The following is a 22,123-nucleotide window of genomic DNA, read 5'->3' as shown; positions in this document are numbered from 1 at the left end:
TAGCAAGGTGGTCCCACACCTTCCCATCCCGAACAGGACTGTGAAACGCCTTTGCGCCGATGATAGTGGACGGACGTCTGTGAAAGTAGGTCATCGTCAAGCTCTTATTCCTCAAAACCCCCGCAAGTATCCCTTGCGGGGGTTTTGTTTTAGGCGGCGACAAAAGCGCAGGCTACCGGCCTGTCTCGGATTGCTCGAAGGCCTGACCCTGGACCGCCCGGTTCAGGTGTGCCGCCACCCCTCCTGGCCCGTTCCGGGCTGCGTGTATTCCGTGTTCTTACCGACGCCGATTGGCCTAAGCCTAGTAGGTCGGTTCTGCCATCTTGCCCCTGCACAAGAAAATTGACGTTCAATCCGTCGCTGCTTACCTGTAGGCTGGTCGGTCGTTCTACTCTTGCTGTACTGACGGTTTGTTGTTGAGACGTTGCGACAGACCACCTCTTCTTCTTCTTCTTCTTCTTCTTCTTCTTCTTCTTCTTCTTCTTCTTCTTCTGCTGCTGTTTATGCTGCCGATTGCCAGGGGTAGTGACTCTAATCGGCATGCGCGGTGCCTGCTCTATGACCGGCGCGCATAACGTTTATTGCTTCAGTAACTGCATAGAACGTGACTGGATCATAGAAGCGGCGTCTCACACGCCGCTTCTTCTGCCTGGATGGTGGTAGCTCTGCCACTGTCATACGGTTAATGCTCAAAGTATGGGTAAAATAGTTCGGTATAGTTATTGTTAATGCTTGTTTCAGGAGAACCGAATGAATCAGCCCATTAGCCCCGAGCTTGAACCAGGCTTGTCGCTGCGCAAGATTACGCACATCTGCTATGGCTTGTTTTCTTTGGCTATGATCAGTGCAGGTATCTTCGGTGCTGCAGCTGTAGCAGCTGTGATTCTGGCTTACGTCAAACGCGGTGATGCATCGGGCACTATTTATGCCAGCCATCTGGATTGGGTCATCAAGACTTTCTGGTGGGGACTGTTGTGGGTGGTGTTGAGCGCTTTGCTGACGACCATCTTTATTGGTTGGGTAACCGCTCTGGTAGCCATGGTATGGATCATCCACCGTCTGATTAAAGGCTGGTTGGCTTTGGCAGGTGGTCAGGCTCTGGGCCACGACTACTAACGCGATCCCATTTCAGTAGTGTTCTGGCGTAGCCCAGAAAGAAATATTTAAAAGGTGCTCATCTGAGCACCTTTTTTTATTTGATGTTGCTTTGCTTGGGCTTGCTCAGATTTGGCCAGCATCTGCTTGGCTATACACCCCGGTTCAGGCCCTTGGTCGGTGCGTTTCGCTTATCCCTGTTGAGGAAGACTTTAAGGGGCCAGCAAGTGAATCTGTTCGATATGCATATGGTGCAGGCACTCACGCAGCAGCAAGAGGTAAATACCCAGGTTTTGATTATTGACCAGCTGATGGATATTTTCCAAAGAGCCCGCGTTGATCATTTTCAGGCTGACCGCTCCTTGGCTGGCTGCTGCATACAGGGTGAACAGGTCGTCAATCATGTCCCGATTAAGAGTGTGCTGCTCGCTGCCTTGGGCTTCTGTGAGCCAGACGCCAAGCTCTTCAGCAAACTCCCCAGCGGCAAACACCATGAACTGACGCAGATCCAGGCTGGCTGGCATGATCGCGTCTTCCACGACCTCGATAGCATGTTCCAACTGCGCTGCGCGCGAGCTGGAGTCTGTGAAACAGCTTGCCAAGAGCTGGACCCCACTAAGTTCCGGGAAGTGCTCGGTATGAACAGGGACACCTTTATGAGCCATGCTTATTTCGGCGTGATCGGAGCCGAAATCAAGGATAGCCACTTGTGCTTGAGGATGAGCGGTTTGCAGGTTTTGCAGTAATACCGGGGTACTGGCTGGAGGTGGTGGTCGGGAGCTGTCTGACATAAATATCCTTAAGGTATTTCAATCCGTTTGCTCTTGCTCTCCTGCTTGCTTGAATAGCGCCAAAGCAAGATGCCGTTGTGTGTCGTGATCCACGATGGGGGCCGGGTAATCCTGTCCCAGCCTGAATTCGATAGGAAGCTGCTTGGCCTGCCAGGGGGCATGCACGGCCTGCTTGTCCAGGGACGCCAGCTCAGGGACATAGCGTCGTATGAATTGCCCCTCTGGATCAAATTTACGCGATTGGGTGATGGGATTAAAGATGCGAAAGTAAGGCTGCGCATCACATCCGGTAGAAGCGGCCCATTGCCAGCCTCCCACATTGGAAGCCATATCGTAATCAAGCAGCTTTTGAGCGAAATATTGTTCACCCCAACGCCAGTCTATCAGCAAGTCTTTCACCAGAAAGGAAGCGCTGATCATACGGAGCCGGTTGTGCATATAGCCTGACTGGTTCAATTGACGCATGGCGGCATCCACAATCGGGTAGCCGGTCTGGCCTTCTTTCCAGGCCTGGAACCAGTCTTCGCGGTTAGGGAAGGGCAGATCCTTGTAGGCGGGCTTGAAGCTCTCTGAGGCCGTTTCAGGGTGGTGCCACAGGAACTGCTGATAGAACTCTCGCCAGATCAATTCGCTCAGCCATGTTGCTGCGCCCTCGGAGTCGCTGGGCCAAGCTAAAGATACCGCCTGGCGGATAGAGAGGGTTCCAAAGCGTAGATGGGGGGCCAGATAGGACACCCCTCGTTTGGCTGGAAAGTCTCGGCGCTCCTGGTAAGCGTGGATTCTGGGTTCGAATTCTTCCAGCAAGGTTTGGGCGCCTTGCCAACCGGCGGGGTTCAGCAGTTTTGCGCGAGACTCGTCTTGAAAGCCTAATTGCTCCAAGCCAGGCAAGGCTTGCTCGGGCAGCGCGGCCCATTGGCCTTGCGAGCAGTCGTATGCTTGCACATTTTCAGATTGGATACGCGCCAGCCAATTGCGCTTGTAGGGCGTAAAAACCGTGTAGGGCTGCTTCTGTTGGGTCAGGATTTCATCCTGCGCAAAGATCACCTGGTCCTTGAATAGCTGCAGTTCCATGCCTTGTGAGGATAGAGCATGGCTGACAGCCCGATCCCGCGTGATGGCCGCAGGCTCGTAGTCCTCGTTTGTATAGACGGTTTTTGCATTCAGGCTGATCGCCAATTCTGGAATTTTCTGTACGGGGTCCCCATAAACCGTGATCAGTTCACTGCCATTTTGACGCAGCTGCTCCTGAACCTGTAGCAGGCTGTCGTAGATAAAAGCCAGTCGGACATCATTGGCGGGTAAGGATTGCAGGATGGTGCTGTCAAAGACAAACACACAGGCCACAGGCAAACCACTTTTCAAGGCATGGTGCAAGGCAGCATGATCGTGCAAACGTAGGTCACGGCGTAGCCAGCACAAGGCGCGTGGGATTTGAGCGGGTGGGGTAGAGAATGAAATCGACATGAAGACGAGAAAGCAGCGGACTTGATGCCGCCAAATGAAAAAAGGGCCGCGGCTGAAAGCTCAGCGGCGCGGCCCGATATTGCCAGAGGTGCCTGGGCACCCCGTGCTTATTTCAGGTGAGCGCTGACCAGCTTGGTCAGTTCAAACATGGAGACCTGGTCCTTGCCGAACAAGGGGCGCAGCTTGGCGTCGGCATTGATGTTGCGACGGTTCTTGGGATCCTGGAGATCGTGTTTCTTGATGTATTCCCAGATTTTCTTCGTAACTTCAGTACGCGGCAGCGCGCCAGAGCCAATCACCGCAGCCAGTGTTGGGCTAGGAGTGAGTGGTTTCATGAAGGCTGCATTGGGTTTGCGGGTAGCAGGCTTTTTTTCAGTGCTGGCCATGAACGGAACTCCTGAGAAACGAGTTGAAGGGGCGGGTTATGCGCTAGGGCACGACTTGTCTGTCAGCATACCGTGATACTCCCGATACGTCCAAGTCCTTTGTGAGCAAGAGCTTTGCGGGTCTGTAAGCAGATTTTCCAGTGTTTACAGGCTGCTGCAACGCACTATGGATTTGGGTTCGGGATTCCTGTGCCAATCATGCGCAGCACAGGTAGCTGTAGCATAATGATGGATTCGGCCTGCTGAAAGGCAATTGTGGCACCTGTTGCTTTATTGACGGTTCAAAGCACGGGCCTTTGTTTGATATTGAGTAAAGATATGAGCCCTACTGTGGATACCCTGGTCATTCGTCGTCCTGATGATTGGCATTTGCACCTGCGCGATGGCGCTGTGTTGGAATCGGTCTTGGGCCATACCGCGGCACAATTTGACCGGGCTATCGTCATGCCCAACCTGACGCCGCCCGTTACCGCAACGGCACAGGCTCTGGCCTACCGCGAGCGTATCCTGACCGCTTTGGCCAAAACTGAGTACGCTGGCAAGTTTGAGCCTTTGATGACCTTGTACCTGACCGACAATACTCAGCCGGAGGAAATTGTCCGCGCCAAGGAAAGCGGAGTTGTGCATGGCGTCAAGCTGTATCCTGCCGGTGCCACCACCAACTCCGACGCGGGCGTGACAGATTTGTTGAAGAACTGTTCCAAGGTGCTGGCCCAGATGCAGGAATCGGGTATGCCTTTGCTGATGCACGGAGAGGTCACAGACCCCAGCATCGACTTGTTCGACCGGGAAGCCGTATTCATCGAGCGTGTGATGATCCCCATGCGCAAGGCCTTCCCCGAACTGAAAGTGGTGTTTGAGCACCTGACCACGGCAGAGGGCGCTGCCTATGTGAGCCAGGCGGAAGGCCCGGTTGCCGCAACCATCACCGCCCATCACTTGCTCTATAACCGTAATGCTTTGTTCCAAGGCGGTTTGCAGCCACACTGGTACTGTTTGCCTGTCTTGAAGCGCGAGAAGCATCGCCAGGCCCTGGTTGATGCTGCCACCAGCGACAGCAATCGTTTCTTCCTGGGTACAGACAGTGCACCACACTCGCGTAGCCGCAAAGAACAAAGTTGTGGCTGTGCGGGCTGTTATACCGCACTGCACGCGATGGAGCTGTACGCATCGGCTTTTGACAAGGCTGGCCGTCTGGATCGCCTGGAAGCCTTTGCCAGCTTGAATGGCCCTGCTTTCTACGGCCTGCCCGTCAATGAAGGAACAATGACCTTGCAGCGCAGCCAGTTCACGATCCCCGAGTCTGTGGAGATGGCCGGTGAGCCATTGATTCCTCTGGCTGCCGGTCAAGCCCTGGACTGGAGTGTGGTGAGCTAAGGATGACAGAAGCCGCCTGACTCCAGCGTCTTTACTAGCGCTGAGTCAGGCTGCTCTGGATACCTGGTTTCACCGCGAGATACCGTCGTGGAAACTGCTTTTCTTGATGTGGCGTGGTCTGCCTTGGCAGTCCGCATGGCCGCCACCGCTTTGGTTGTTGTTCTGGTGTCGTGGTCAGTGGGCGCATTTGGCCCATTGATTGGTGGTGCTCTGGCGGGTTTGCCCATGGTGTTGGGCCCCGGCTTCTATTTTCTGTCCCAGCAGTTCCCCGCCGATTATGTGCAGCAGGCGGCAACCTATGCCGTGTATTCGCTTAGTGCGACTCAGCTGTTTTTGCTGCTCATCATTCTTTGTGCTCCCACCTTGTCGCCTTGGCGCACCTTATTGTGTGCGGTCGCTGGTTGGGCGGTGGCCGCCTTGCTCTTGTCCTTCATGCCCGTGCAACCTGTGTTGGGGCTGGCTTTGTTTATTGCTGTGACTGCGTTCAGTTTGCGCGTGTCGCGTCGTCTGGCCGGCATGAAAGGGACCAGCAAAGCAAAAGCGGGCTGGGGCTTGCTGATATTCAGAGGGGCCTTGGCAGGACTTCTGGTTGCTATCGTGACCACCAGCAGCTCTTTGCTGGGGCCGAGCTTGTCGGGGCTGATCATGGCTTTCCCCATTGGCTATACCGTGGTCGCCGTGACCATTCACCAAACCTTGGGTGCAGCCAGCTTGGTCGCGACTTTGCGTTCGGCCTTGTGGGGAACAGGCAGTCTGGCGGGGTTTTGCACCACGCTGGCGTTGACCTTCACGCATTTACACTGGCTGACAGCCTTGCTGCTGGCTGCCGCCGTGTCGATTGCGTTTACCTTGCTGTTGGTGTTCCGCCCCTGGGCTCGCCGGGGCTAAGCGCTTATTCTGCGTCGAACAGATCCTGACCCTGCGTGTTGCGTGGCGGCGTGAGCCCCAGGTGACGCCAGGTGTTCAGGGTAGCAATGCGGCCTCTTGGGGTGCGTTGCAAAAAGCCATGCTGGATCAGATAGGGTTCGATCACATCTTCGATCGTGTCGCGTTCTTCACCAATGGCAGCCGCCAAGCTGTCTACCCCAACCGGGCCACCGTCGAATTTATGCACGATGGCCTCCAGCAATTTTCTGTCCATCAAATCCAGGCCTTGTGGGTCCACTTCCAGCATGGACAGGGCGGCCTGTGCGCATTCGGTATGGATGATGCCGCCGGTTTTGACTTCGGCGTAATCGCGTACTCGGCGCAGAAGTCGGTTGGCAATACGCGGGGTGCCACGCGAGCGGCGGGCAATTTCGTAGGTGCCTTCATCCGTCGTGCTGACATTCAGTAACCCGGCACTGCGCGCCACGATATGCGTCAGGTCTTTGACGTCATAAAACTCCAGACGGGACACAATGCCAAAACGGTCACGCAAGGGGTTGGTCAACATGCCGGCACGAGTCGTGGCACCGACCAGGGTGAAGGGCTGCAAATCCAGTTTGACGCTGCGTGCTGCCGGGCCTTCGCCAATCAGGATGTCAATTTGAAAGTCTTCCAGTGCCGGATACAGAATTTCTTCGACGACGGGAGACAGGCGATGGATCTCGTCAATAAACAGGACGTCGTTAGGTTCCAGGTTTGTCAGCAAGGCGGCCAGATCACCGGGGCGCTCCAGCACGGGGCCGGAAGTCTGGCGCAGGTTCACGCCCATTTCATGGGCAATGATGTGGGCCAGCGTGGTTTTACCCAAACCGGGAGGGCCAAACAGCAAGACGTGGTCCAGCGCTTCCTGGCGTTGGCGAGCAGCCGCAATAAAGATTTCCAGCTGTTCGCGCGCCCGAGCTTGCCCGACATAGTCCTCCAGCATCTTGGGTCGCAAGGCGCGTTCGATGGACTCTTCGTTGGGTGACAAGGGTTTGGGCGTAATGATGCGCTGTTCAGAAGGCAGGCTGGAGAGCGAATCGGAATGTATGGCCATGATGACTACGCTGATTGAATATACAGTATGGTACACCAAGCACCCACCGCCTGAGTATCAGGGCACATGGCAGTGTGCATGGAATGCGTGGGCAAATCGGTCATCCGTAGCAGCCAGGCTGGATTTGTCCGGCCAGCGCTAGGCTGCTTCGCACGGCATCGCGCATAATGTGGGTTGGAGTTTTTAATCGAGATTTTAGCCATGTCCCTGGAATTACCTGATTTTGCTGATGTTGTAGCCGCCGCTGAACGCTTGGCGCCTGTGGCACACCGCACACCGGTCTTGACTTCCGCAACCTTGAACGAGCGCCTGAATGGCGAAGTCTACTTCAAGTGCGAGAACTTTCAGCGTATTGGTGCTTTCAAGTTTCGCGGTGGGTTCAATGCGCTGGCGCAGTTGAACGAGCAGCAGAAAAAAGCAGGGGTCGTCGCTTTTTCCTCGGGCAATCATGCGCAAGCTGTGGCCCTGTCGGCCAAGCTCTTGGGGATACCGGCCACCATCATCATGAATTCGGATGCTCCGGCTGCCAAATTGGCGGCAACGCGTGGCTACGGTGCCAAAGTGATCGAGTACGATCGCTTGACCCAAGATCGTGCCCAAATTGCACAAGAGCTGGTCGAGCGTGAAGGGCTGACCTTGATTCCTCCCTTTGCGCATCCTGATGTGATCGCGGGGCAGGGGACGGCGGCACTGGAGCTGTTTCAGGACGTGCCGGACTTGCAGCAGTTCTATGTTCCATTAGGGGGCGGTGGCTTGCTGTCGGGCTGCTTGTTGGCCGCCAAGGCTATGGCACCGGCTTGTGAAGTCTTTGGTGTTGAGCCGCAGGCTGGGGATGATGCCCAGCAGTCCCTGCGTAGTGGAGAGATCGTCAAGATTGCCCCACCTGCATCGATTGCGGATGGGGCGCTGACCCAAGCTTTGGCACCGATGACATTTGAGTTGATTCGCAGCATGGTGACGGACATTTTGACGGTGCCTGATACCGAACTGGTTCAGGCCATGCGTTTCTTTGCGGAACGCATGAAGATGGTTGTGGAGCCTACAGGTTGCTTGGGTGCCGCGGCGGTAATGCGTCAGGGTGATTTGCAAGGCCGCAAGGTTGGCGTACTGATCAGTGGTGGGAATGTGGATGTATCCGCCTTGGGGCGTCTGCTTGCTTGATGAATTGAGTAGTTCGTAAACATAGGCATTTATCTTGCCTATGTTCCAAAGCGCAGGTCAAACTGGATTGGCAAACGAGCAAACGAGCAAACGAGCAAACGAGCAAACGAGCAAACGAGCAAACGAGCAAACGAGCAAACGAGCAAACCAGTAAGTCGGCAAATCATTGCATCAATAAGAAGCTCAGCCACCGCGCGGTTGCGCGAACAGAAAAAAGCCGGGCCGTTCATATGAACGGCCCGACTTTTTATACATAGCAGTGTCGTCTCAAGCGCGTGACAGCGATTTCAGCGCTTGCTTGATCCCTTCTGACACATCAATATCATCTGGCAAGGCTTTGACAGCAACACTGGCTTCCTTGTTGGAGTAGCCCAATGCTTCCAATGCGTGCAGCACATCATCACGGCTATTGGGAACGGCGCTGACTGTACCGCTGCTGCCCAGGTCTGCACCCAGCTTGCCACGCAGTTCCAGTAAAAGACGCTCGGCGGTTTTCTTGCCTATGCCTGGAATCTTCACTAGACGGGAAGTCTCCTGGCGGGTAATAGCATCGGCCAGTTCTTCAGCACTCATGCCCGAAAGCAAGGACAGGGCGGTGCGGGCACCAATGCCCGTGACTTTGATCAGGGCCTTGAAGGTGCTGCGCTCGTTCAGGCTGGAAAAGCCAAACAGCACGTGAGCATCTTCACGAATAGCCAGATGGGTGAACAGATTGACCTGTGCGCCCAGCTCTGGCATTTGGTAGAGCGTACTCATAGGTACATCGATTTCATAACCGACCCCCCCCACATCCACACAGATGGTAGGCGGCTGTTTTTCGATCAAGGTACCCCGGATGCGACCTATCATGACATTCCTTCTGGAGAGTTAACCCAAGATCCGGCCAGCGCGAATGCGACGGCGCGGCCCGGTGGTGATGGCTCCGCTTTTTTGCAGGCCGCCCACCACACTGCTGTGATGAGCATGACTGATGGCGCAGGCCAGAGCGTCGGCCGAGTCCGGTGCGGGCAGGCCGTTCAGCTGCAAGAGCCGCTGGACCATCAGCTGGATTTGTTCTTTGGCAGCGTGGCCGCTGCCGGTGACGGTTTTCTTGATCTGCAACGCTGTGTATTCATGTACATCCAGGCCGCCTACGGCCAACGCACACAAAGCGGCGCCCCGTGCCTGCCCCAGCAAAAGGGTAGAGGCAGGGTTGCTGTTTACAAAGACTTTTTCGATGGCAGAGGTATCGGGCTTGCTTTGCTCAATCACCTCGGTGATGTGAGTCAGAATCAGCTTTAGCCGCTCAGCAAGAGGCAGATCAGGCGGGACCACGATGGTCCCGCTGGCCACATAGCGCAAGCTGGGCCCCTGGGCGTCGATCACTCCGAAACCAGTGCGACGCAAGCCAGGGTCTATGCCCAGGATTCGCATATTAGTGACGGAAGTGGCGTGTGCCGGTCAAGACCATGGCAATACCACGCTCGTTGGCGGCGGCAATGACTTCGTCATCACGCACGCTGCCGCCGGGTTGAATCACGCAGGTGGCGCCTGCTTCGGCAACTACATCCAGACCATCACGGAAGGGGAAGAAAGCGTCGGACGCAACCGCCGAACCCTGCAGGGTCAAGCCAGCGTTTTCAGCCTTGATGGAGGCGATGCGGGCAGAGTCCACACGGCTCATCTGGCCAGCGCCTACACCCAGGGTCATGCCTTGACCGCAGAACACGATGGCGTTCGATTTCACGTACTTGGCCACGTTCCAGGCAAACAGCATGTCTTGCATTTGCTGGGCGGTGGGCTGTACTTGTGTCACGACCTTGAAGGCTTCGGTGTTGTCGCGGAAGGTGTCGGGCGTTTGCACCAACCAGCCGCCGCCGACACGTTTCACGTCGAAAGCGTTGTGAGCCTGACCGGGCTGAATGCTCAGCACGCGCACGTTCTTTTTCGCGGCAAACACGTCCAGAGCACCTTGCGTGTAGGATGGTGCCAGCAGCACTTCTACAAACTGGCTGCTGATCGCCTGGGCAGCGGCTTCGTCCACTTCACGGTTGAAGGCAATAATGCCGCCAAAGGCCGACGTTGGGTCAGTTTGGAACGCTTTGCGATAGGACTCCTCGGCGGTTTCGCCCAGAGCTACACCGCAAGGATTGGCGTGCTTGACGATGACGCAAGCGCCCGCGTCAAAGCTGCGTACACATTCCCACGCGGCATCGGCGTCAGCAATATTGTTGTAGGACAGTTCCTTGCCCTGCAGCTGCTTGTAGCGACCCAGCAGACCTTCGCCAATGGTGCCGTCTGTGTAGAAAGCCGCGCTTTGGTGCGGATTCTCGCCGTAGCGCAGAGTCTGTTCCTGTTTGAGCTGAATGGTCAGCACATTGGGCCAGGTGTTCACTTCGGGGGCGCTGTCCTGGGCAGGCTCGGCCTGAGCCAGGCTGGTGAGGTAAGCCGCAATAGCACCGTCGTAAGCGGCGGTGTGGGCGTAAACCTTGGCGGCCAGTTCCAGGCGCAGGCCGTAAGAAGGGTGGCCAGCAGGGCTATCCATATCAGCCAGCACGCGTTCGTAATCGACAGGGTCAATTACCACACAGGCGCCGCCTTCAGGCGTACCGTGGTTCTTGGCAGCAGCGCGCAACATGGCGGGGCCACCAATATCAATGTTCTCTACCGCATCGGCAAAGGTGCAACCCGGCTTGGCAATGGTTTCACGGAAAGGGTAGAGGTTGACGACCAGCAGATCGATACGGTCAATGCCGTGCTCTTCCAGAGTCTTCAAATGTTCGGCGCTGTCGCGACGCGCCAGCAGGCCACCGTGAATTTTTGGATGCAGTGTTTTGACACGGCCATCCAGAATTTCTGGCGAACCGGTGTGTTGGGCCACTTCGGTAACTGTCAGGCCAGCTTGGGCCAGCAGCTTGGCGGTGCCACCAGTGGATAAAAGCCGCACTCCGCGTTGGGCGAGTGCTTGGGCAAATTCGACAATACCGGTTTTGTCGGAGACAGAGAGAAGAGCTGTCTGGATTTTCATGGAAGGTGAGACGTGAGAGTTAGGAATCAGGGTTGCAGATTGTGGGCACTGAGCTTCTTGCGCAAAGTACTACGCGTGATGCCCAGCATTTCTGCGGCCTTGGATTGGTTGCCCGCGGATTTCTCCAGGGCAACTTGCAGGACAGGCCGTTCCACGCAGGAGATGACCATCGACAACAGATCGCGTGGCTCGGATTCGCCCAGATCGGCGAAGTAGCGTTCGAGGCGTTCACGTACGGACTGTTCTAGTGGGTTGGTCGTTGACATTTTTTTCTGAAGGTATACGTAGTACTTAAATACAAAAGAGCCACACAGCTGTCTGTTATTGCAGGTAGGGCTGGTCCAGGTCGCATTCTTGAAACCAGTGAGTAATGGCTTCTAATTGATCTGCACAGTTTTCGATACGATTAATCTGGTCCAGCCAGTGTCGGGAGTCCGGCATATCCGACAAATACCAGCCTATATGCTTGCGGGCAGTACGTACTCCAGTGTGCTGCCCATAGAAAGCGTAATGGTCTTGCAGGTGTTCGATCATGCAATCGCGCAGTTCGCCGAAGGTGGGGGCTGCACGATGTTCGCCATGTTCGAGGTAATGCAGGATTTCCCGGAAAATCCAGGGTCGTCCTTGCGCGGCTCGACCGATCATGACGGCATCCGCTCCGGTGTACTCTAGTACGAATTTTGCCTTTTCGGGACTATCGATATCCCCATTGGCGATGACCGGAATAGAGAGGCTGTTTTTGACTTCGCGTATGGTGTCGTATTCGGCGTGGCCCTGGTAGAAGTCGCAGCGGGTGCGGCCATGCAGAGTCAAAGCGGCGATGCCGATATCCTCGGCCAAGCGGGCAATACGAACAGCATTGCGCGATTGCGCATCCCAGCCGGTGCGGGTCTTGAGTGTAACCGGAACCTGGTAGGGAGTACATGCCTTGACAACGTGTTCAAGGATTTCAATGATGCGTGGCTCGTCACGCAAGAGGGCGGAGCCCGAGGCCACGTTACAGACTTTTTTGGCCGGGCAACCCATATTGATATCAATGATGCGAGCACCTTTGCCGATATTGAATACAGCGGCTTCGGCCATCATTTCAGGGTCTGAACCGGCAATCTGTACAGCCACCGGATCCGCTTCACCCTCGTGATTCAGACGTCGTGATGTTTTCACGCTGTCCCACAAGCGCTTGTTGCTGGCGGCCATTTCCGAGACGGCATAACCGGCGCCCAGCGTCTTGCACAGACGACGGTAAGGTCTGTCTGTGACTCCAGCCATGGGGGCAATGAAAATAGGGTTAGGAAGGGTCCAGGGGCCGATACGCATGGGGAAGATTTTAACCCTGCGACACGGGTTCGTGGGCAAGGACTTACAAGAAGAATAAGGGGTGGCCCCGCATCGGGGCCTGTAACGCAGGTGGGCCTAGGCGCGCATTCCTTGCAGCAGCTGCCGGGCAAATGGCTGCCGGGCGAAGGGCAGGGTGTCCATGGCCAACAGTCCCAGACCACATGCATGCTGGATCAATGGATTCCTGGTGGCGAACAGACGCGGCAAGGTGTCGGTGATGGCAGCGGTCAACCAGCGATCCGGGCGACGCAAACGGGCATAGCGGGCCAAAAAGGGATCGGGGTTCTGGCTGCAATCAGCTTGCCAGGCGGCCAGACACTGTGACAATTGTGCGACATCACGCAAGCCCAGGTTCAGACCCTGACCGGCAACCGGGTGTAAGGTCTGGGCGGCATTGCCTACTGCCAGCAGGCGTTCGGACAAGCGACTGGGGCCAGCATGAAAGGCAAGCGGGAAGATATGACGCTTGGACACCAGCTCCAGATGTCCCAGGCGCTCTCCAAAGGCTTGCAGCATGGCGGCCTGGAACTCTTGAACAGGCAGCTCGGCCAAGGATTGGCTGCGTTCCGGGCTATTGCACCAGACGATGGCATATAGATCGGGAGCGTCAGGGTGGGGCAGAGCTGCAAAGGGGCCGTGCTCGGTGAAGCGCTCGTAGGCCCAGCCGGTTTGAGGCTGGCTGGCGCGCACCGTCGTCAACAAGGCATGTTGACCATAATCGCGTCGCACGCCGGTAGGGCGGACGCCATCACACTGTACGGCAATCCAGGCTGTGGCCTGACCCGCATCGTGGTCGACCAGAATCTGTTTGGGGGCGGAGTGGGTGCGGGCTTGCTGAGCGGGCAGTAGCGTAACGCCGCTGTCCCGGAGCCGGGCGTGCAAGGTCCAGAGCAAATCATCGTAATGAACCACGGCGCCCAGGTCAGGTACGCCCAGTTCGGCGGCCTGAATCAGACAGCGACCCAGGCGTCCTTTTTGGGAAACATGCACGGTGCGCATCAGGGCGGCACGCTCGGGCCAGGCTTTGAGCTGATTCAGAATCAGACGACGGCTGCCGTGATTGAGGGCCAGCGTGCGTGGATCGCCCTGAGCATGTTCGGTGCTGGCCAGATCGAAGTTTTTCCCCAGAACGGCAATGCGTGACGGGCTTGGGTGCTGGGCAGCCAGCATTAGCGCCAAAGATGCGCCTACGGGACCGGCGCCACAAATGGCGATGTCGTAGTCGGTGGCATTCATGGGGGACCTCATGACGGCAAGGAAGTAATTCAGGTATTGTACGGGAAGGTGGCTGTCAAATTGGCTTTAAGCAAATGACAGCTGTGCGCAATGGCTGGCAGCACAAGCCCGGATTGGATGCCCTGCATGTCTCAGCAGACTTTGTCATTTGAACAGACCAAACCTTTTCGCCATAAAGTCACCGCCGCGTGGCTGTCTCTTTTATTAGGTATGGTGGGTGCGCACCATCGCTATCTGGGCAGACGCTTTTGGTATGTCCCTTTGGTGTTTACTGGCCTGGCCATTCTGGGAACGCTGGTGTTTCAGCAGGGGCTGGATTCGTTATTTCCCAATTTGCTGATCTTGCCAGTCAGTGCCGGGATTATCGAGGCCGTGATTCTGGCGCTGCGTAGCCCCGAAAAGTTTGACGTCCTCTACAACCCGCAAAGCGAGCAACATAATCAGCATGGCTGGCCCAGCGTCCTGACGGCGGTGGTCTCGACGGTTGCCTTTGCCAACATCAGCCTGTTCTGGCTGGTACATATCATCATGGCCTTTTATCGCTACATGGGCTGGCTGGATTTGTCTGTGTATTAAACACATCAAGTGCCTTGTAAAGTAAAGGTTTTTCACAGGGCTGCCCTTGTGGCGCTGCCTTGCGCACGTTACAATACGGGTTCTTTGGTTTTATAGGAGCTGTGTGGTGAATCCCGACCCCGGCGACAGTGCTAGTCGATCCATGTTCGACCTATCTATGTCCAGGCGCGTTCAGGCCCGCTGATTCCTTCACAGCTTGCCGCGTCCTGGAAGTTTCAGGGCGTGGTGTCTCAGGCGGCTGTTCTGCTGCCTTAAATTCCCCGCCATTTCATTCTCTAGAAAGCCTTTGGCTTTCCGAATCCTGATGTGTTGCAACTTTTATGTGCAATAGGGGGAATGTATGCGTATTTTTGATCTCTTTTTGCGCCGTGCCGGCATCCAGGCTTCTGCCCTGCGTGCTCGTGCCCCTTTGTCCGTCTCCCGTTTGACGGTTGTCTGCCCTCGTGGCGATCTGGCCCAGATCCGGCGTCGTATTTACTCGGACCTGAATACCGCAGGCATCCGCGTGGCCAATGTGCAGGTAGACCATTCCGATACGCACGATACCGCGTGCGTGACCTTGACTTGCCCGCCTGAACTGCGTGCAGAACTGATGCAGCGTGCCCGACTGATTCGGGATTATCCCGGTGTGCTGAATGTGAAGTGGGCAGGGCGGGAGCGTATTGCTATAAACTAAACCGCAACTGGATTTGTTGCGGATGGCGCTGCTATGTCCTTGCTCGACTGGCTGACACCTTGGGAGTTTTCTCCTGTTCTGCTTTTGACCTTCTTGCTGGTCATCGCTTTGTACGTCCGGGGGCGGCAAGTACACCGCCCCAATCTTTTGCGCCAGTCCTTCTTCTGGATTGGCCTGATTCTCCTCTACCTTTCCTTGCACACGCGCCTGGACTATTACGCCGAGCGCATGTTCTTCATCCATCGGGCCCAGCATTTGATCTTGCATCATCTGGGCCCCTTGTTCCTGATGGGTGCCTATCCCGGTCAAACCTTGCGTGCGGGGCTGCCGTTGAGCTGGCGGCGGGCTTTGGCTCAATGGTTGCGCCGACCCAGTGGCCGACGTGTTCAGGCTGTCCTGACCAACCCGATACTGGTCGCCTTTCTGTTTGTTTTCCTGGTCCTGATCTGGATGCTGCCTACGGTGCAGTTCTATTCCATGCTGGACTGGCGTTTGTACCGTTTGATGAACTGGTCTGTGGTCATCAGCGGGATCATGTACTGGAACCTGATTCTGGATCGTCGGCCTTCACCACCGGCCCGGCTGTCGGTGGGTGGGCGTATACTTTCGCCGGTTATTACGATGGTGCCACAGATGATTGTGGGCGCCATCATCACATTTACTGAATACGACCTTTATCCGATTTTCGATTTATGCGGTCGTGCCATTCCGGGTATGGATGCGCTGGCTGATCAGGTCATGGGTGGCCTGATTATGTGGGTGCTGGCCGGTCTGGTTGAAGTGTTTGGCCTTTTGTATGCCTTGGGCACCTTGATGCGCCTGTCAGCGCGTCACCGTTTGCCAGAATCTCGCAAGCGGACAAGCGCTATGATGGTCAGGGCCAATTGATTTTGTCGGGAGTATCCATGCAGTTTAAACCCGCCCGTTCCGCGCTTTCTCTATGTCTGGCTTTGTCGCTGGCTTTCGGTTCAGTGTTGCCTGTGCAGGCGCAGCCTGTGGGCATCCCTTCAATGGGAGCAGCTTCGGGTGCCGAGTTGTCTCCGGCTTTGGAGCGGACTTTGGGCAATGCCATCATGGAGCAGGGCAGGCGTTCACCCGACTATGTCTCGGACCCGGATATCAATCAGTATTTGACGGATATGGGCCGCAAGCTGGCCCAGTACGGTCCTGCCATGGCGCAGCCAGTGACGGTATTTGCCCTGCGTGATAGCAGCATCAACGCCTTCGCCTTGCCCGGTGGCTATATCGGTATTCATAGCGGGCTGTTCACGGCTTCACAGTCCGAGTCCGAATTGGCCTCGGTGCTGGCTCACGAAATTGCCCACGTAGCGCAACGTCACGTGGCTCGCGGTATTACCCAAAGTGCGCAAAGCAACCATTTGCTGATTGCTGCTCTGGCCGGAGCCTTGTTGGGGGCCCTGGCGGGCAGTGGTGATCTGGCTATGGGGGCGGCTGCTTTCGGACAAGCAGCGGCCGTGGATAGGCAGCTGGGTTTTTCTCGTCAGGCCGAGCAAGAAGCTGACCGCGTCGGTTTCGAGATGCTGCTCAAGGCTGGTTATGAGCCACAAGGCATGGTGCAGATGTTTCAGCGTCTGGCCGCGGCTTCGCGTCTGAATGAGCGCGCCACAGCCAATGAGTACGCCAGCACTCACCCCATGTCTCAGCAGCGTGAATCGGACATCAGTAACCGGGTGCGCGGTCTGCCAGCCAGTAATTATCAGGACACCCCTTCGTTCTGGTATATCCGTGCGAAGTTGATGGTGATGCAGGCTGGGGGTGGGCAGTCTTTGCGTGTTCTGGAACAGGCGCTGCAAAGTACGAACCAGTCACAAAGTGATCTGGAGCGCTCTGCGGCGCAGTACGGTCTGGCCTATATTGCGCAAGGCCGTCAGGATTATGAACAGGCTCGTGCGCATCTGACCGAAGCGCGGGGACAGGGCAAATTCCAGGCTCCGGAGCTGGATACCCTGGGTATACGCATTGCGATTGCCGATCGAGATGTGCAAGGTGCTTTGAATTTGGCCAAGCAGGCCTGGCAGCGTTGGCCCAAGAGCCAAGGGGTGGCTTTGGCTTATGTGCAGGTCTTGCAGCAATTGGGGCAAAACGATCAGGCGCAGGCTTTCTTGATGGAGCGTATCAAGCAATGGCCTGATGAACCCCAGCTGCATCAGTTGCTGGCACAAACCTATGATCGTTTGGGCGACGGTGTAAAGGCCCGACGTGCCATGGCTGAGTACTATGAATTAGTGGGGGCTCTGCCTACCGCTGTGGAGCAATTGCAGCAGGCGCGCAATTTGACCCAGGACTTCTATCAGCAATCCGAGCTGGATACGCAGATTCGTCAATTGCGTGAACGTGTGGAAAGTGAGCGTATCTTGCTGGAGCGTTTCCGCTCCTGATGAGCCCGCAGGCCCGCTTTAGCCGATCTTAGCTATTGGTTTCAAAGAAGCGGGCCAGTCTTGCGGGTAACCAACCCATATTGCCGGGGATGCTGCCCGTGATGAAACCGACGTGCCCGCCTTCGGCAGGTTGATGCAGCAGGATGGAGTCCGAGCAGTCCTGAGTTGTCGGCAAACTGGTGTGCGGCACGAAAGGATCGTTGCGAGCATTCAAAACCAGCGTAGGAATTTTGATATTGCGCAGCAAAGGCTTGCTGGATGCGCGCGTCCAGTAATCCAGCGCATGGCTGAAGCCGTGCATGGGCGCGGTATAAATGTCGTCGAAGTCGCGTATGGTGCGGGCCTGATTCAAGCGGGCAGTATCGACCATGCCTGGAAAACGGTGGGCCTTGTCCTGCAGCTTGCTGCGCATGCTTTTCAGAAAATAGGGCGAGTAAAACCAGCGGCCCATTCGGGATTCGGACAGATAGCGGCCGCAAGCGACCAGATCCAGTGGTACCGAAATGGATGCACATGCCTGCAACCAGGACACTTCATCACCCGCTTCACCCAAATATTTGAGCATGGCATTGCCGCCCAGCGAAGTGCCGGCTACGTGCCAGCGCACATTGGGCAGATGGCCTCGAACCGTATTCAGGATAAAGCTGATTTCTTCCGAGTCACCCGAGTAATAGGCGCGTGCCATGCGATTCGGGAAGCCTGAGCAGCCCCGGAAATGGGCGACCACCACAATCCAGCCACGGGCGCGGAAGTACTGGGCGATTGCCTGGATGTAATGGCTGCGGCTGCTGCCTTCCAGCCCATGAAACAGAACCAGGGCATGGGTATCGGCCGTGCTGGGCAGGCTGACCCAATCCTGAGGCTGCATCCAGCGACGGGCGGCGGTGCGGGATAAGTGGGCGTCTGGTTGGGCGGTGGCACCGTTGGCCAGCTTGTCGGCAAACAGACCAGGCCCGGTCCAGTCCAGGTCCAGGAAGTCGCCATCGGGTGTATCAATCCTTTGACGGACAAAGGCGATATGGTGATGGCGGGCAAAAAATGCCCCGTGAATGGTCTGTATGTGTCCGCCAGGCAACCAGGCGGGCAGGGGGCAGGCGCTGGAATCCAGACGGGCAACCGTATCGGCATGACGCCAGGGTTGCGCGTCAGCTCCGGGCACAGGGCCCGGCTCTATCGCATTGCCAGAGGGGGGAGCAGTGGGGTCCAACGAAGCCAGATTCAGAAATTAATGACCGTGAACCTTCTCGCCTTCTTTCAGGCGGTAGCGGGCACCACAGTAAGGGCAAGCGGCTTCGCCGGTCTTGCTGATATCGATATACACGCGGGGGTGCATGTTCCACAGTGTGCCACCTGGACGGGGGCAGTGCACGGGCAGATCGTCGGCTCCGACCATAATCAGTTCGTGATCTGCTTTTTTAGGTTCGATAGCGGCGCTCATAAGGTTCCTGATAACAATGAGAGAGGTAAGAATACCGTGCACGCAACGGCGGTGCCGAACTTTACGTGCGTAGACTAGCGATTGTAGCAAGACCCGGCCTGTTTTTTCTTGACCTTATCAACAGAGCAAGATGTTCGTGCCTCGGTTTTGCTTCTAGAATAAGAAAAATCATAAGCAAAGCTGCCGCCGCTGTTTACAGCTTGCGGGCAGCACATCTCAGGAGACGGCGTGTCAGCCATCACAAGATTATCGGCCTTGTTGCCTAGTGCACAGGATCGTGTACACATGCGCGCCGGTTTCATCGACTTCATTCCCGCCTTGATTGCCACTGTGGTCTGGGGCTTTGTAACGGGCGTGGCCATGGTCAAGTCCGGCTTGAGCGGGTTTGAAGCCACCTTGATGACCTTGTTTGTGTATGCGGGCTCGGCCCAGCTGACGGCTTTGCCGCTGATCGAGTCCCACGCGCCCTTGTGGTTGATTTTCACTGCCGGGTTCATCGTCAATATTCGCTTCATTATTTTTGGAGCGGCCTTGCAGCCTTTTTTTCGTCATCTGAGCTGGAAGAAACGCCTGGGCCTGGGCTATATCACCAGTGACATGGTGTTTGTGCTGTTCATGTCCAAGTATGGCGACTCCAAAGAGCGCGGCTCGCGCGAGCATCTTTGGTATTACCTGGGAATCATCCTGCCTGGTTGGCTAAGCTGGCAGATTGCCTCCTTGTCGGGCATTGTGCTCAGTGCCTATGTGCCGCCTTCCTGGTCGCTGGAGTTTGCGGCCATTCTGGCCCTGCTGGCGCTCCTGATTCCCTTGGTCAATAACCGTGCCATGTGGGCCTGTTTGATTACGGCCAGCGTGATTGCATGGGTCGGACAGGCGCTGCCCCTGCGTTTGGGGCTGGTGGCAGCGGTGCTTGGCGGAGTGCTGGCTGGCGTGGCGGCAGAACAACTGCAACGGCATAGGGATGCACGGTGATGAGCGATTGGCAGTATGATTGGTACGTTTTGGGTGCAATCGCCCTGTTGGTGTTGTGCAGCTTGCTCACCCGCTCCGGCTATTTCATGTTTGGTGATTTGCTGCCCCTGACCGAACGTATGCGGCGCGCCTTGCGCTTTGCTCCGGTAGCTGCTCTGGCGGCAATCATTATCCCGGAACTTTTGCCTTGGGCTTACGGCGACACCCCCCGATTGGATATTAAAGCTCTGGCCAGCCTGGTGGCTGTGCTGGTGTTCATCCGTACCCGTAACGCTGTTTGGGTAATCGTGGCCGGGATGGTGGCGTTCTGGCTGATACGTGCCGTGATGCCATAAAATCCTGACCCGAGTACTGACATGCCCGTGACTGCTGTGAGGCAGGCGGGCATAAGTTAAAATAGGATTGTTACAAATGCTTGCCACTGATGGCAAGCCGACTTTTTGCGTACATGACAGATAAAACTCCTTCGACCCCCAATGACCTTACGTTTGCTGATTTCGGTCTGCACCCTGGAATATTAAGCGCCGTTACCGAGGCGGGATATTCCAAGCCTACGCCTATTCAGGCCGAGGCGATTCCCGTGGTGCTGGCCGGCCGTGATGTCATGGGGGCAGCACAGACGGGTACAGGTAAGACGGCAGCCTTTTCCTTGCCTATCCTGAATCGTCTGATGGCGCACGCCACGACCAGCGCTTCGCCCGCCCGCCACCCGGTGCGGGCTTTGGTATTGACACCAACACGCGAGCTGGCCGACCAGGTGGCCGAGAGCATTGCGCTCTACAGCAAATCGGTCCCCTTGCGCTCGACGGTAGTGTTCGGTGGTGTGGATATTGGTCCGCAAAAAGAGGCCCTGCGCCGTGGTGTTGAAATTGTCATCGCCACCCCAGGCCGTCTGCTTGATCACATTGATCAGCGCACGATCAACTTGAGCCAGGTCAGCATTCTGGTGCTGGATGAAGCTGATCGCATGCTGGATATGGGCTTCCTGCCCGATCTGGACCGTATTGTGTCCTTGCTGCCCAAGAATCGTCAGGGCCTGTTGTTCTCGGCGACGTTCAGCAAGGAAATCCGCAAGCTGGCCCGCAACTTTCTGAATGATCCGGTCGAGATCGAAGTGGCTGCCCGTAACGCGACCGCATCGACAGTCACCCAGGTGGTGTACCCCATGTCGGCGGACGAGAAGCGTCGTGCCGTGGCGCATCTGATCAAGACCAAGAAGCTGACCCAGACTATCGTCTTTTCCAATACCAAGATTGGTGCTGGTCAACTGGCCCGCTATCTGGAGCGTGAAGGCATCAAGGCGGAATCCATCCACGGCAATAAAAGCCAGCTGGAGCGCATGAAGGTATTGGACGCCTTCAAGAGCGGCAGTGTGGATGTATTGGTGGCAACCGATGTGGCCGCCCGCGGTCTGGACGTGGCCGGTATGCCCTGCGTGATCAACGTGGACTTGCCGTACAACGCTGAAGATTATGTGCACCGTATTGGCCGTACTGGTCGTGCTGGCGCCTCGGGTGAAGCCATTGCCCTGATGGCTCCTGATGAAGAGCATTTGTTGCAAGAAATTGAGAAGCTGATTGGCACGGCTGTGCCACGTCTGAAGCTGGATCTGCCAGCGGCTGCCTCCTCGTCCCGTTCCGGTTCCAACCGTCACGAGCGTGGCGAGCGTCGTTCGTATCAGTCGAACACGCCACCCGTGGATGAATTTTTCCTCAAGCCTTACGAGCCATCGACCGCTGCTGCGCCCAAGCCAGCGGTGACGACTCCTTCCAATACAACGCGCAAGCGTTCGGTGGGTGTGCTGTTAGGCGGCGGCCGCTACTAAGGCGCGCAAATCCCCAGGCCCGGCATCAACGACCGGGCTGCGTTCGGAGATGCTGTGCACCAGACGCTCCAGATGTTCGATATGAGGCAGCATGGGACCGTAGAAAACGGTCCCATTTTCGTTCTGGATCAGCAGCGTGGGGAAATCTTCAATATCTTCATCGCCCACTAGCTCGGGCTGCTCTTCAATATCAATCCAGATCAGGCAAGCCTGGGGAAACTGTGTGGCCAAAGCCTCAAAAGCGGGTTGATACTGCTGACAGGTTTTGCACCATTCGGCGCAGAAACAGGCAATCAACAAAGCATCGGGTTCGGCTTGCAGGTGGGCCGCCAGGGCGGTCAGATCGTGTTGGGCGTTGAACAAGGCCATAATTTCATACAGACAAAAAGAAGCGACTGTGTCTATGATACTCGGGTAAT

24 protein-coding genes and 1 rRNA gene are annotated in these 22,123 nt (G+C 56.4%); 12 read left to right on the top strand and 13 right to left on the bottom strand.

What is annotated here, in order from left to right:
• Positions 1-102: ribosomal RNA gene (rrf, locus tag M2Q46_RS18660) — 5S ribosomal RNA — on the top strand; the annotation flags it as partial.
• Positions 103-750: 648 nt separating this feature from the next.
• The gene (locus M2Q46_RS18655; protein ID WP_009459779.1) at positions 751-1,116 is read left to right on the top strand and encodes a hypothetical protein; all 366 of its coding nucleotides are present in this window, start codon (positions 751-753) and stop codon (positions 1,114-1,116) included.
• 191 nt (positions 1,117-1,307) lie between these two features.
• Here the strand turns inward: M2Q46_RS18655 and M2Q46_RS18650 are convergent, their stop codons facing one another.
• The 3 genes from M2Q46_RS18650 to M2Q46_RS18640 form a co-directional block, all read right to left on the bottom strand.
• Positions 1,308-1,886, bottom strand: a complete 579-nt coding sequence (locus M2Q46_RS18650; RefSeq protein ID WP_302357871.1) for a hypothetical protein — start codon at positions 1,884-1,886, stop codon at positions 1,308-1,310.
• An 18-nt stretch (positions 1,887-1,904) separates the two neighbouring features.
• Complete coding sequence (locus M2Q46_RS18645; protein WP_302357870.1) at positions 1,905-3,350, bottom strand: deoxyribodipyrimidine photo-lyase; 1,446 nt, start codon at positions 3,348-3,350, stop codon at positions 1,905-1,907.
• Positions 3,351-3,457: 107 nt separating this feature from the next.
• The gene (locus M2Q46_RS18640; protein WP_009459783.1) at positions 3,458-3,736 is read right to left on the bottom strand and encodes an SWIB/MDM2 domain-containing protein; all 279 of its coding nucleotides are present in this window, start codon (positions 3,734-3,736) and stop codon (positions 3,458-3,460) included.
• A 318-nt stretch (positions 3,737-4,054) separates the two neighbouring features.
• Between M2Q46_RS18640 and pyrC the strand changes: the two genes are divergently transcribed.
• Positions 4,055-5,113, top strand: coding sequence for a dihydroorotase (pyrC, locus tag M2Q46_RS18635; RefSeq protein ID WP_035271903.1), 1,059 nt, complete (start codon positions 4,055-4,057; stop codon positions 5,111-5,113).
• A gap of 87 nt (positions 5,114-5,200) precedes the next feature.
• The gene (locus M2Q46_RS18630; RefSeq protein ID WP_302357869.1) at positions 5,201-6,001 is read left to right on the top strand and encodes a hypothetical protein; all 801 of its coding nucleotides are present in this window, start codon (positions 5,201-5,203) and stop codon (positions 5,999-6,001) included.
• Positions 6,002-6,005: 4 nt separating this feature from the next.
• Here M2Q46_RS18630 and ruvB read toward each other — a convergent pair whose 3' ends face one another.
• Positions 6,006-7,076: a Holliday junction branch migration DNA helicase RuvB gene (ruvB, locus tag M2Q46_RS18625; protein WP_003803078.1), complete on the bottom strand. Its 1,071-nt coding sequence runs from the start codon at positions 7,074-7,076 to the stop codon at positions 6,006-6,008.
• Positions 7,077-7,277: 201 nt separating this feature from the next.
• On the opposite strand from ruvB, the gene M2Q46_RS18620 reads away from it, so the two are divergent.
• Positions 7,278-8,237, top strand: coding sequence for a threo-3-hydroxy-L-aspartate ammonia-lyase (locus tag M2Q46_RS18620; protein WP_268378453.1), 960 nt, complete (start codon positions 7,278-7,280; stop codon positions 8,235-8,237).
• A gap of 267 nt (positions 8,238-8,504) precedes the next feature.
• On the opposite strand, the gene ruvA is transcribed toward M2Q46_RS18620, so the two are convergent.
• The 6 genes from ruvA to M2Q46_RS18590 form a co-directional block, all read right to left on the bottom strand.
• A complete protein-coding gene (gene ruvA / locus M2Q46_RS18615; protein WP_083053148.1) occupies positions 8,505-9,086 on the bottom strand; it encodes a Holliday junction branch migration protein RuvA in 582 nt (193 codons plus the stop codon).
• 18 nt (positions 9,087-9,104) lie between these two features.
• A complete protein-coding gene (gene ruvC / locus M2Q46_RS18610) occupies positions 9,105-9,650 on the bottom strand; it encodes a crossover junction endodeoxyribonuclease RuvC (RefSeq protein WP_003803085.1) in 546 nt (181 codons plus the stop codon).
• Between the two features lies 1 nt (position 9,651).
• Positions 9,652-11,244 (bottom strand): bifunctional phosphoribosylaminoimidazolecarboxamide formyltransferase/IMP cyclohydrolase, encoded by a 1,593-nt coding sequence (gene purH / locus M2Q46_RS18605; RefSeq protein ID WP_035271910.1) that lies wholly within the window; start codon positions 11,242-11,244, stop codon positions 9,652-9,654.
• A gap of 26 nt (positions 11,245-11,270) precedes the next feature.
• A complete protein-coding gene (locus tag M2Q46_RS18600; protein WP_003803089.1) occupies positions 11,271-11,510 on the bottom strand; it encodes a helix-turn-helix domain-containing protein in 240 nt (79 codons plus the stop codon).
• 55 nt (positions 11,511-11,565) lie between these two features.
• A complete protein-coding gene (gene dusB / locus M2Q46_RS18595; RefSeq protein ID WP_035271912.1) occupies positions 11,566-12,561 on the bottom strand; it encodes a tRNA dihydrouridine synthase DusB in 996 nt (331 codons plus the stop codon).
• Positions 12,562-12,657: 96 nt separating this feature from the next.
• Positions 12,658-13,818 (bottom strand): FAD-dependent monooxygenase, encoded by a 1,161-nt coding sequence (locus M2Q46_RS18590; protein WP_115634019.1) that lies wholly within the window; start codon positions 13,816-13,818, stop codon positions 12,658-12,660.
• Between the two features lie 126 nt (positions 13,819-13,944).
• Between M2Q46_RS18590 and M2Q46_RS18585 the strand changes: the two genes are divergently transcribed.
• From M2Q46_RS18585 to M2Q46_RS18570, 4 genes are all read left to right on the top strand, one after another.
• Positions 13,945-14,394 carry a hypothetical protein gene (locus tag M2Q46_RS18585; protein ID WP_258866198.1) on the top strand — a complete coding sequence of 150 codons (450 nt, stop codon included), beginning with the start codon at positions 13,945-13,947 and terminating at the stop codon, positions 14,392-14,394.
• A gap of 340 nt (positions 14,395-14,734) precedes the next feature.
• Positions 14,735-15,070 carry a hypothetical protein gene (locus M2Q46_RS18580; RefSeq protein WP_003803097.1) on the top strand — a complete coding sequence of 112 codons (336 nt, stop codon included), beginning with the start codon at positions 14,735-14,737 and terminating at the stop codon, positions 15,068-15,070.
• Positions 15,071-15,103: 33 nt separating this feature from the next.
• Positions 15,104-15,958: a cytochrome c oxidase assembly protein gene (locus M2Q46_RS18575; protein ID WP_009460099.1), complete on the top strand. Its 855-nt coding sequence runs from the start codon at positions 15,104-15,106 to the stop codon at positions 15,956-15,958.
• A 17-nt stretch (positions 15,959-15,975) separates the two neighbouring features.
• Positions 15,976-17,469 carry a M48 family metalloprotease gene (locus M2Q46_RS18570; RefSeq protein WP_035271918.1) on the top strand — a complete coding sequence of 498 codons (1,494 nt, stop codon included), beginning with the start codon at positions 15,976-15,978 and terminating at the stop codon, positions 17,467-17,469.
• Positions 17,470-17,497: 28 nt separating this feature from the next.
• Here the strand turns inward: M2Q46_RS18570 and M2Q46_RS18565 are convergent, their stop codons facing one another.
• Together M2Q46_RS18565 and M2Q46_RS18560 are read right to left on the bottom strand one after the other, a co-directional pair.
• The gene (locus M2Q46_RS18565; protein ID WP_115634017.1) at positions 17,498-18,628 is read right to left on the bottom strand and encodes a YheT family hydrolase; all 1,131 of its coding nucleotides are present in this window, start codon (positions 18,626-18,628) and stop codon (positions 17,498-17,500) included.
• Between the two features lie 66 nt (positions 18,629-18,694).
• Positions 18,695-18,907 carry a zinc-finger domain-containing protein gene (locus M2Q46_RS18560; RefSeq protein WP_021446957.1) on the bottom strand — a complete coding sequence of 71 codons (213 nt, stop codon included), beginning with the start codon at positions 18,905-18,907 and terminating at the stop codon, positions 18,695-18,697.
• 285 nt (positions 18,908-19,192) lie between these two features.
• Between M2Q46_RS18560 and M2Q46_RS18555 the strand changes: the two genes are divergently transcribed.
• From M2Q46_RS18555 to M2Q46_RS18545, 3 genes are all read left to right on the top strand, one after another.
• A complete protein-coding gene (locus M2Q46_RS18555; protein ID WP_009460096.1) occupies positions 19,193-19,879 on the top strand; it encodes an AzlC family ABC transporter permease in 687 nt (228 codons plus the stop codon).
• Entirely contained in the window at positions 19,879-20,214 is a 336-nt protein-coding gene (locus M2Q46_RS18550; protein WP_009460095.1) for an AzlD domain-containing protein, read from the top strand. Before M2Q46_RS18555 ends, M2Q46_RS18550 begins: the two co-directional genes overlap by 1 nt.
• Positions 20,215-20,327: 113 nt before the next feature.
• On the top strand, positions 20,328-21,704 hold the full coding sequence (locus M2Q46_RS18545; protein ID WP_080748056.1) for a DEAD/DEAH box helicase: 1,377 nt from the start codon (positions 20,328-20,330) through the stop codon (positions 21,702-21,704).
• On the opposite strand, the gene M2Q46_RS18540 is transcribed toward M2Q46_RS18545, so the two are convergent.
• A complete protein-coding gene (locus M2Q46_RS18540; protein ID WP_009460093.1) occupies positions 21,684-22,073 on the bottom strand; it encodes a thioredoxin family protein in 390 nt (129 codons plus the stop codon). The two genes, M2Q46_RS18545 and M2Q46_RS18540, sit on opposite strands and share 21 nt — an antisense overlap.
• Positions 22,074-22,123 lie beyond the last annotated feature (50 nt).

The organism is Alcaligenes sp. YSL9, assembly GCF_030515105.1.
Lineage (GTDB): Bacteria > Pseudomonadota > Gammaproteobacteria > Burkholderiales > Burkholderiaceae_B > Alcaligenes > Alcaligenes phenolicus.
The sequence above is the reverse complement of the archived record's forward strand: the minus strand, read 5'-3'. Positions and strand labels throughout refer to the sequence as shown.

Coding starts and splice junctions, on each gene's coding strand:
- M2Q46_RS18620 (WP_268378453.1), top strand. CDS start 7,278: ATGTCCCTGGAATTACCTGATTTTGCTGATGTTGTAGCCGCCGCTGAA.
- M2Q46_RS18585 (WP_258866198.1), top strand. CDS start 13,945: ATGTCTCAGCAGACTTTGTCATTTGAACAGACCAAACCTTTTCGCCAT.
- M2Q46_RS18640 (WP_009459783.1), bottom strand. CDS start 3,736: ATGGCCAGCACTGAAAAAAAGCCTGCTACCCGCAAACCCAATGCAGCC.
- dusB (WP_035271912.1), bottom strand. CDS start 12,561: ATGCGTATCGGCCCCTGGACCCTTCCTAACCCTATTTTCATTGCCCCC.
- ruvC (WP_003803085.1), bottom strand. CDS start 9,650: ATGCGAATCCTGGGCATAGACCCTGGCTTGCGTCGCACTGGTTTCGGA.
- M2Q46_RS18645 (WP_302357870.1), bottom strand. CDS start 3,350: ATGTCGATTTCATTCTCTACCCCACCCGCTCAAATCCCACGCGCCTTG.
- M2Q46_RS18550 (WP_009460095.1), top strand. CDS start 19,879: ATGAGCGATTGGCAGTATGATTGGTACGTTTTGGGTGCAATCGCCCTG.
- purH (WP_035271910.1), bottom strand. CDS start 11,244: ATGAAAATCCAGACAGCTCTTCTCTCTGTCTCCGACAAAACCGGTATT.
- M2Q46_RS18570 (WP_035271918.1), top strand. CDS start 15,976: ATGCAGTTTAAACCCGCCCGTTCCGCGCTTTCTCTATGTCTGGCTTTG.
- M2Q46_RS18590 (WP_115634019.1), bottom strand. CDS start 13,818: ATGAATGCCACCGACTACGACATCGCCATTTGTGGCGCCGGTCCCGTA.
- M2Q46_RS18540 (WP_009460093.1), bottom strand. CDS start 22,073: ATGGCCTTGTTCAACGCCCAACACGATCTGACCGCCCTGGCGGCCCAC.
- M2Q46_RS18575 (WP_009460099.1), top strand. CDS start 15,104: ATGTCCTTGCTCGACTGGCTGACACCTTGGGAGTTTTCTCCTGTTCTG.
- M2Q46_RS18555 (WP_009460096.1), top strand. CDS start 19,193: ATGCGCGCCGGTTTCATCGACTTCATTCCCGCCTTGATTGCCACTGTG.
- M2Q46_RS18560 (WP_021446957.1), bottom strand. CDS start 18,907: ATGAGCGCCGCTATCGAACCTAAAAAAGCAGATCACGAACTGATTATG.
- M2Q46_RS18545 (WP_080748056.1), top strand. CDS start 20,328: ATGACAGATAAAACTCCTTCGACCCCCAATGACCTTACGTTTGCTGAT.
- ruvA (WP_083053148.1), bottom strand. CDS start 9,086: ATGATAGGTCGCATCCGGGGTACCTTGATCGAAAAACAGCCGCCTACC.
- M2Q46_RS18600 (WP_003803089.1), bottom strand. CDS start 11,510: ATGTCAACGACCAACCCACTAGAACAGTCCGTACGTGAACGCCTCGAA.
- pyrC (WP_035271903.1), top strand. CDS start 4,055: ATGAGCCCTACTGTGGATACCCTGGTCATTCGTCGTCCTGATGATTGG.
- M2Q46_RS18655 (WP_009459779.1), top strand. CDS start 751: ATGAATCAGCCCATTAGCCCCGAGCTTGAACCAGGCTTGTCGCTGCGC.
- M2Q46_RS18580 (WP_003803097.1), top strand. CDS start 14,735: ATGCGTATTTTTGATCTCTTTTTGCGCCGTGCCGGCATCCAGGCTTCT.
- ruvB (WP_003803078.1), bottom strand. CDS start 7,076: ATGGCCATACATTCCGATTCGCTCTCCAGCCTGCCTTCTGAACAGCGC.
- M2Q46_RS18650 (WP_302357871.1), bottom strand. CDS start 1,886: ATGTCAGACAGCTCCCGACCACCACCTCCAGCCAGTACCCCGGTATTA.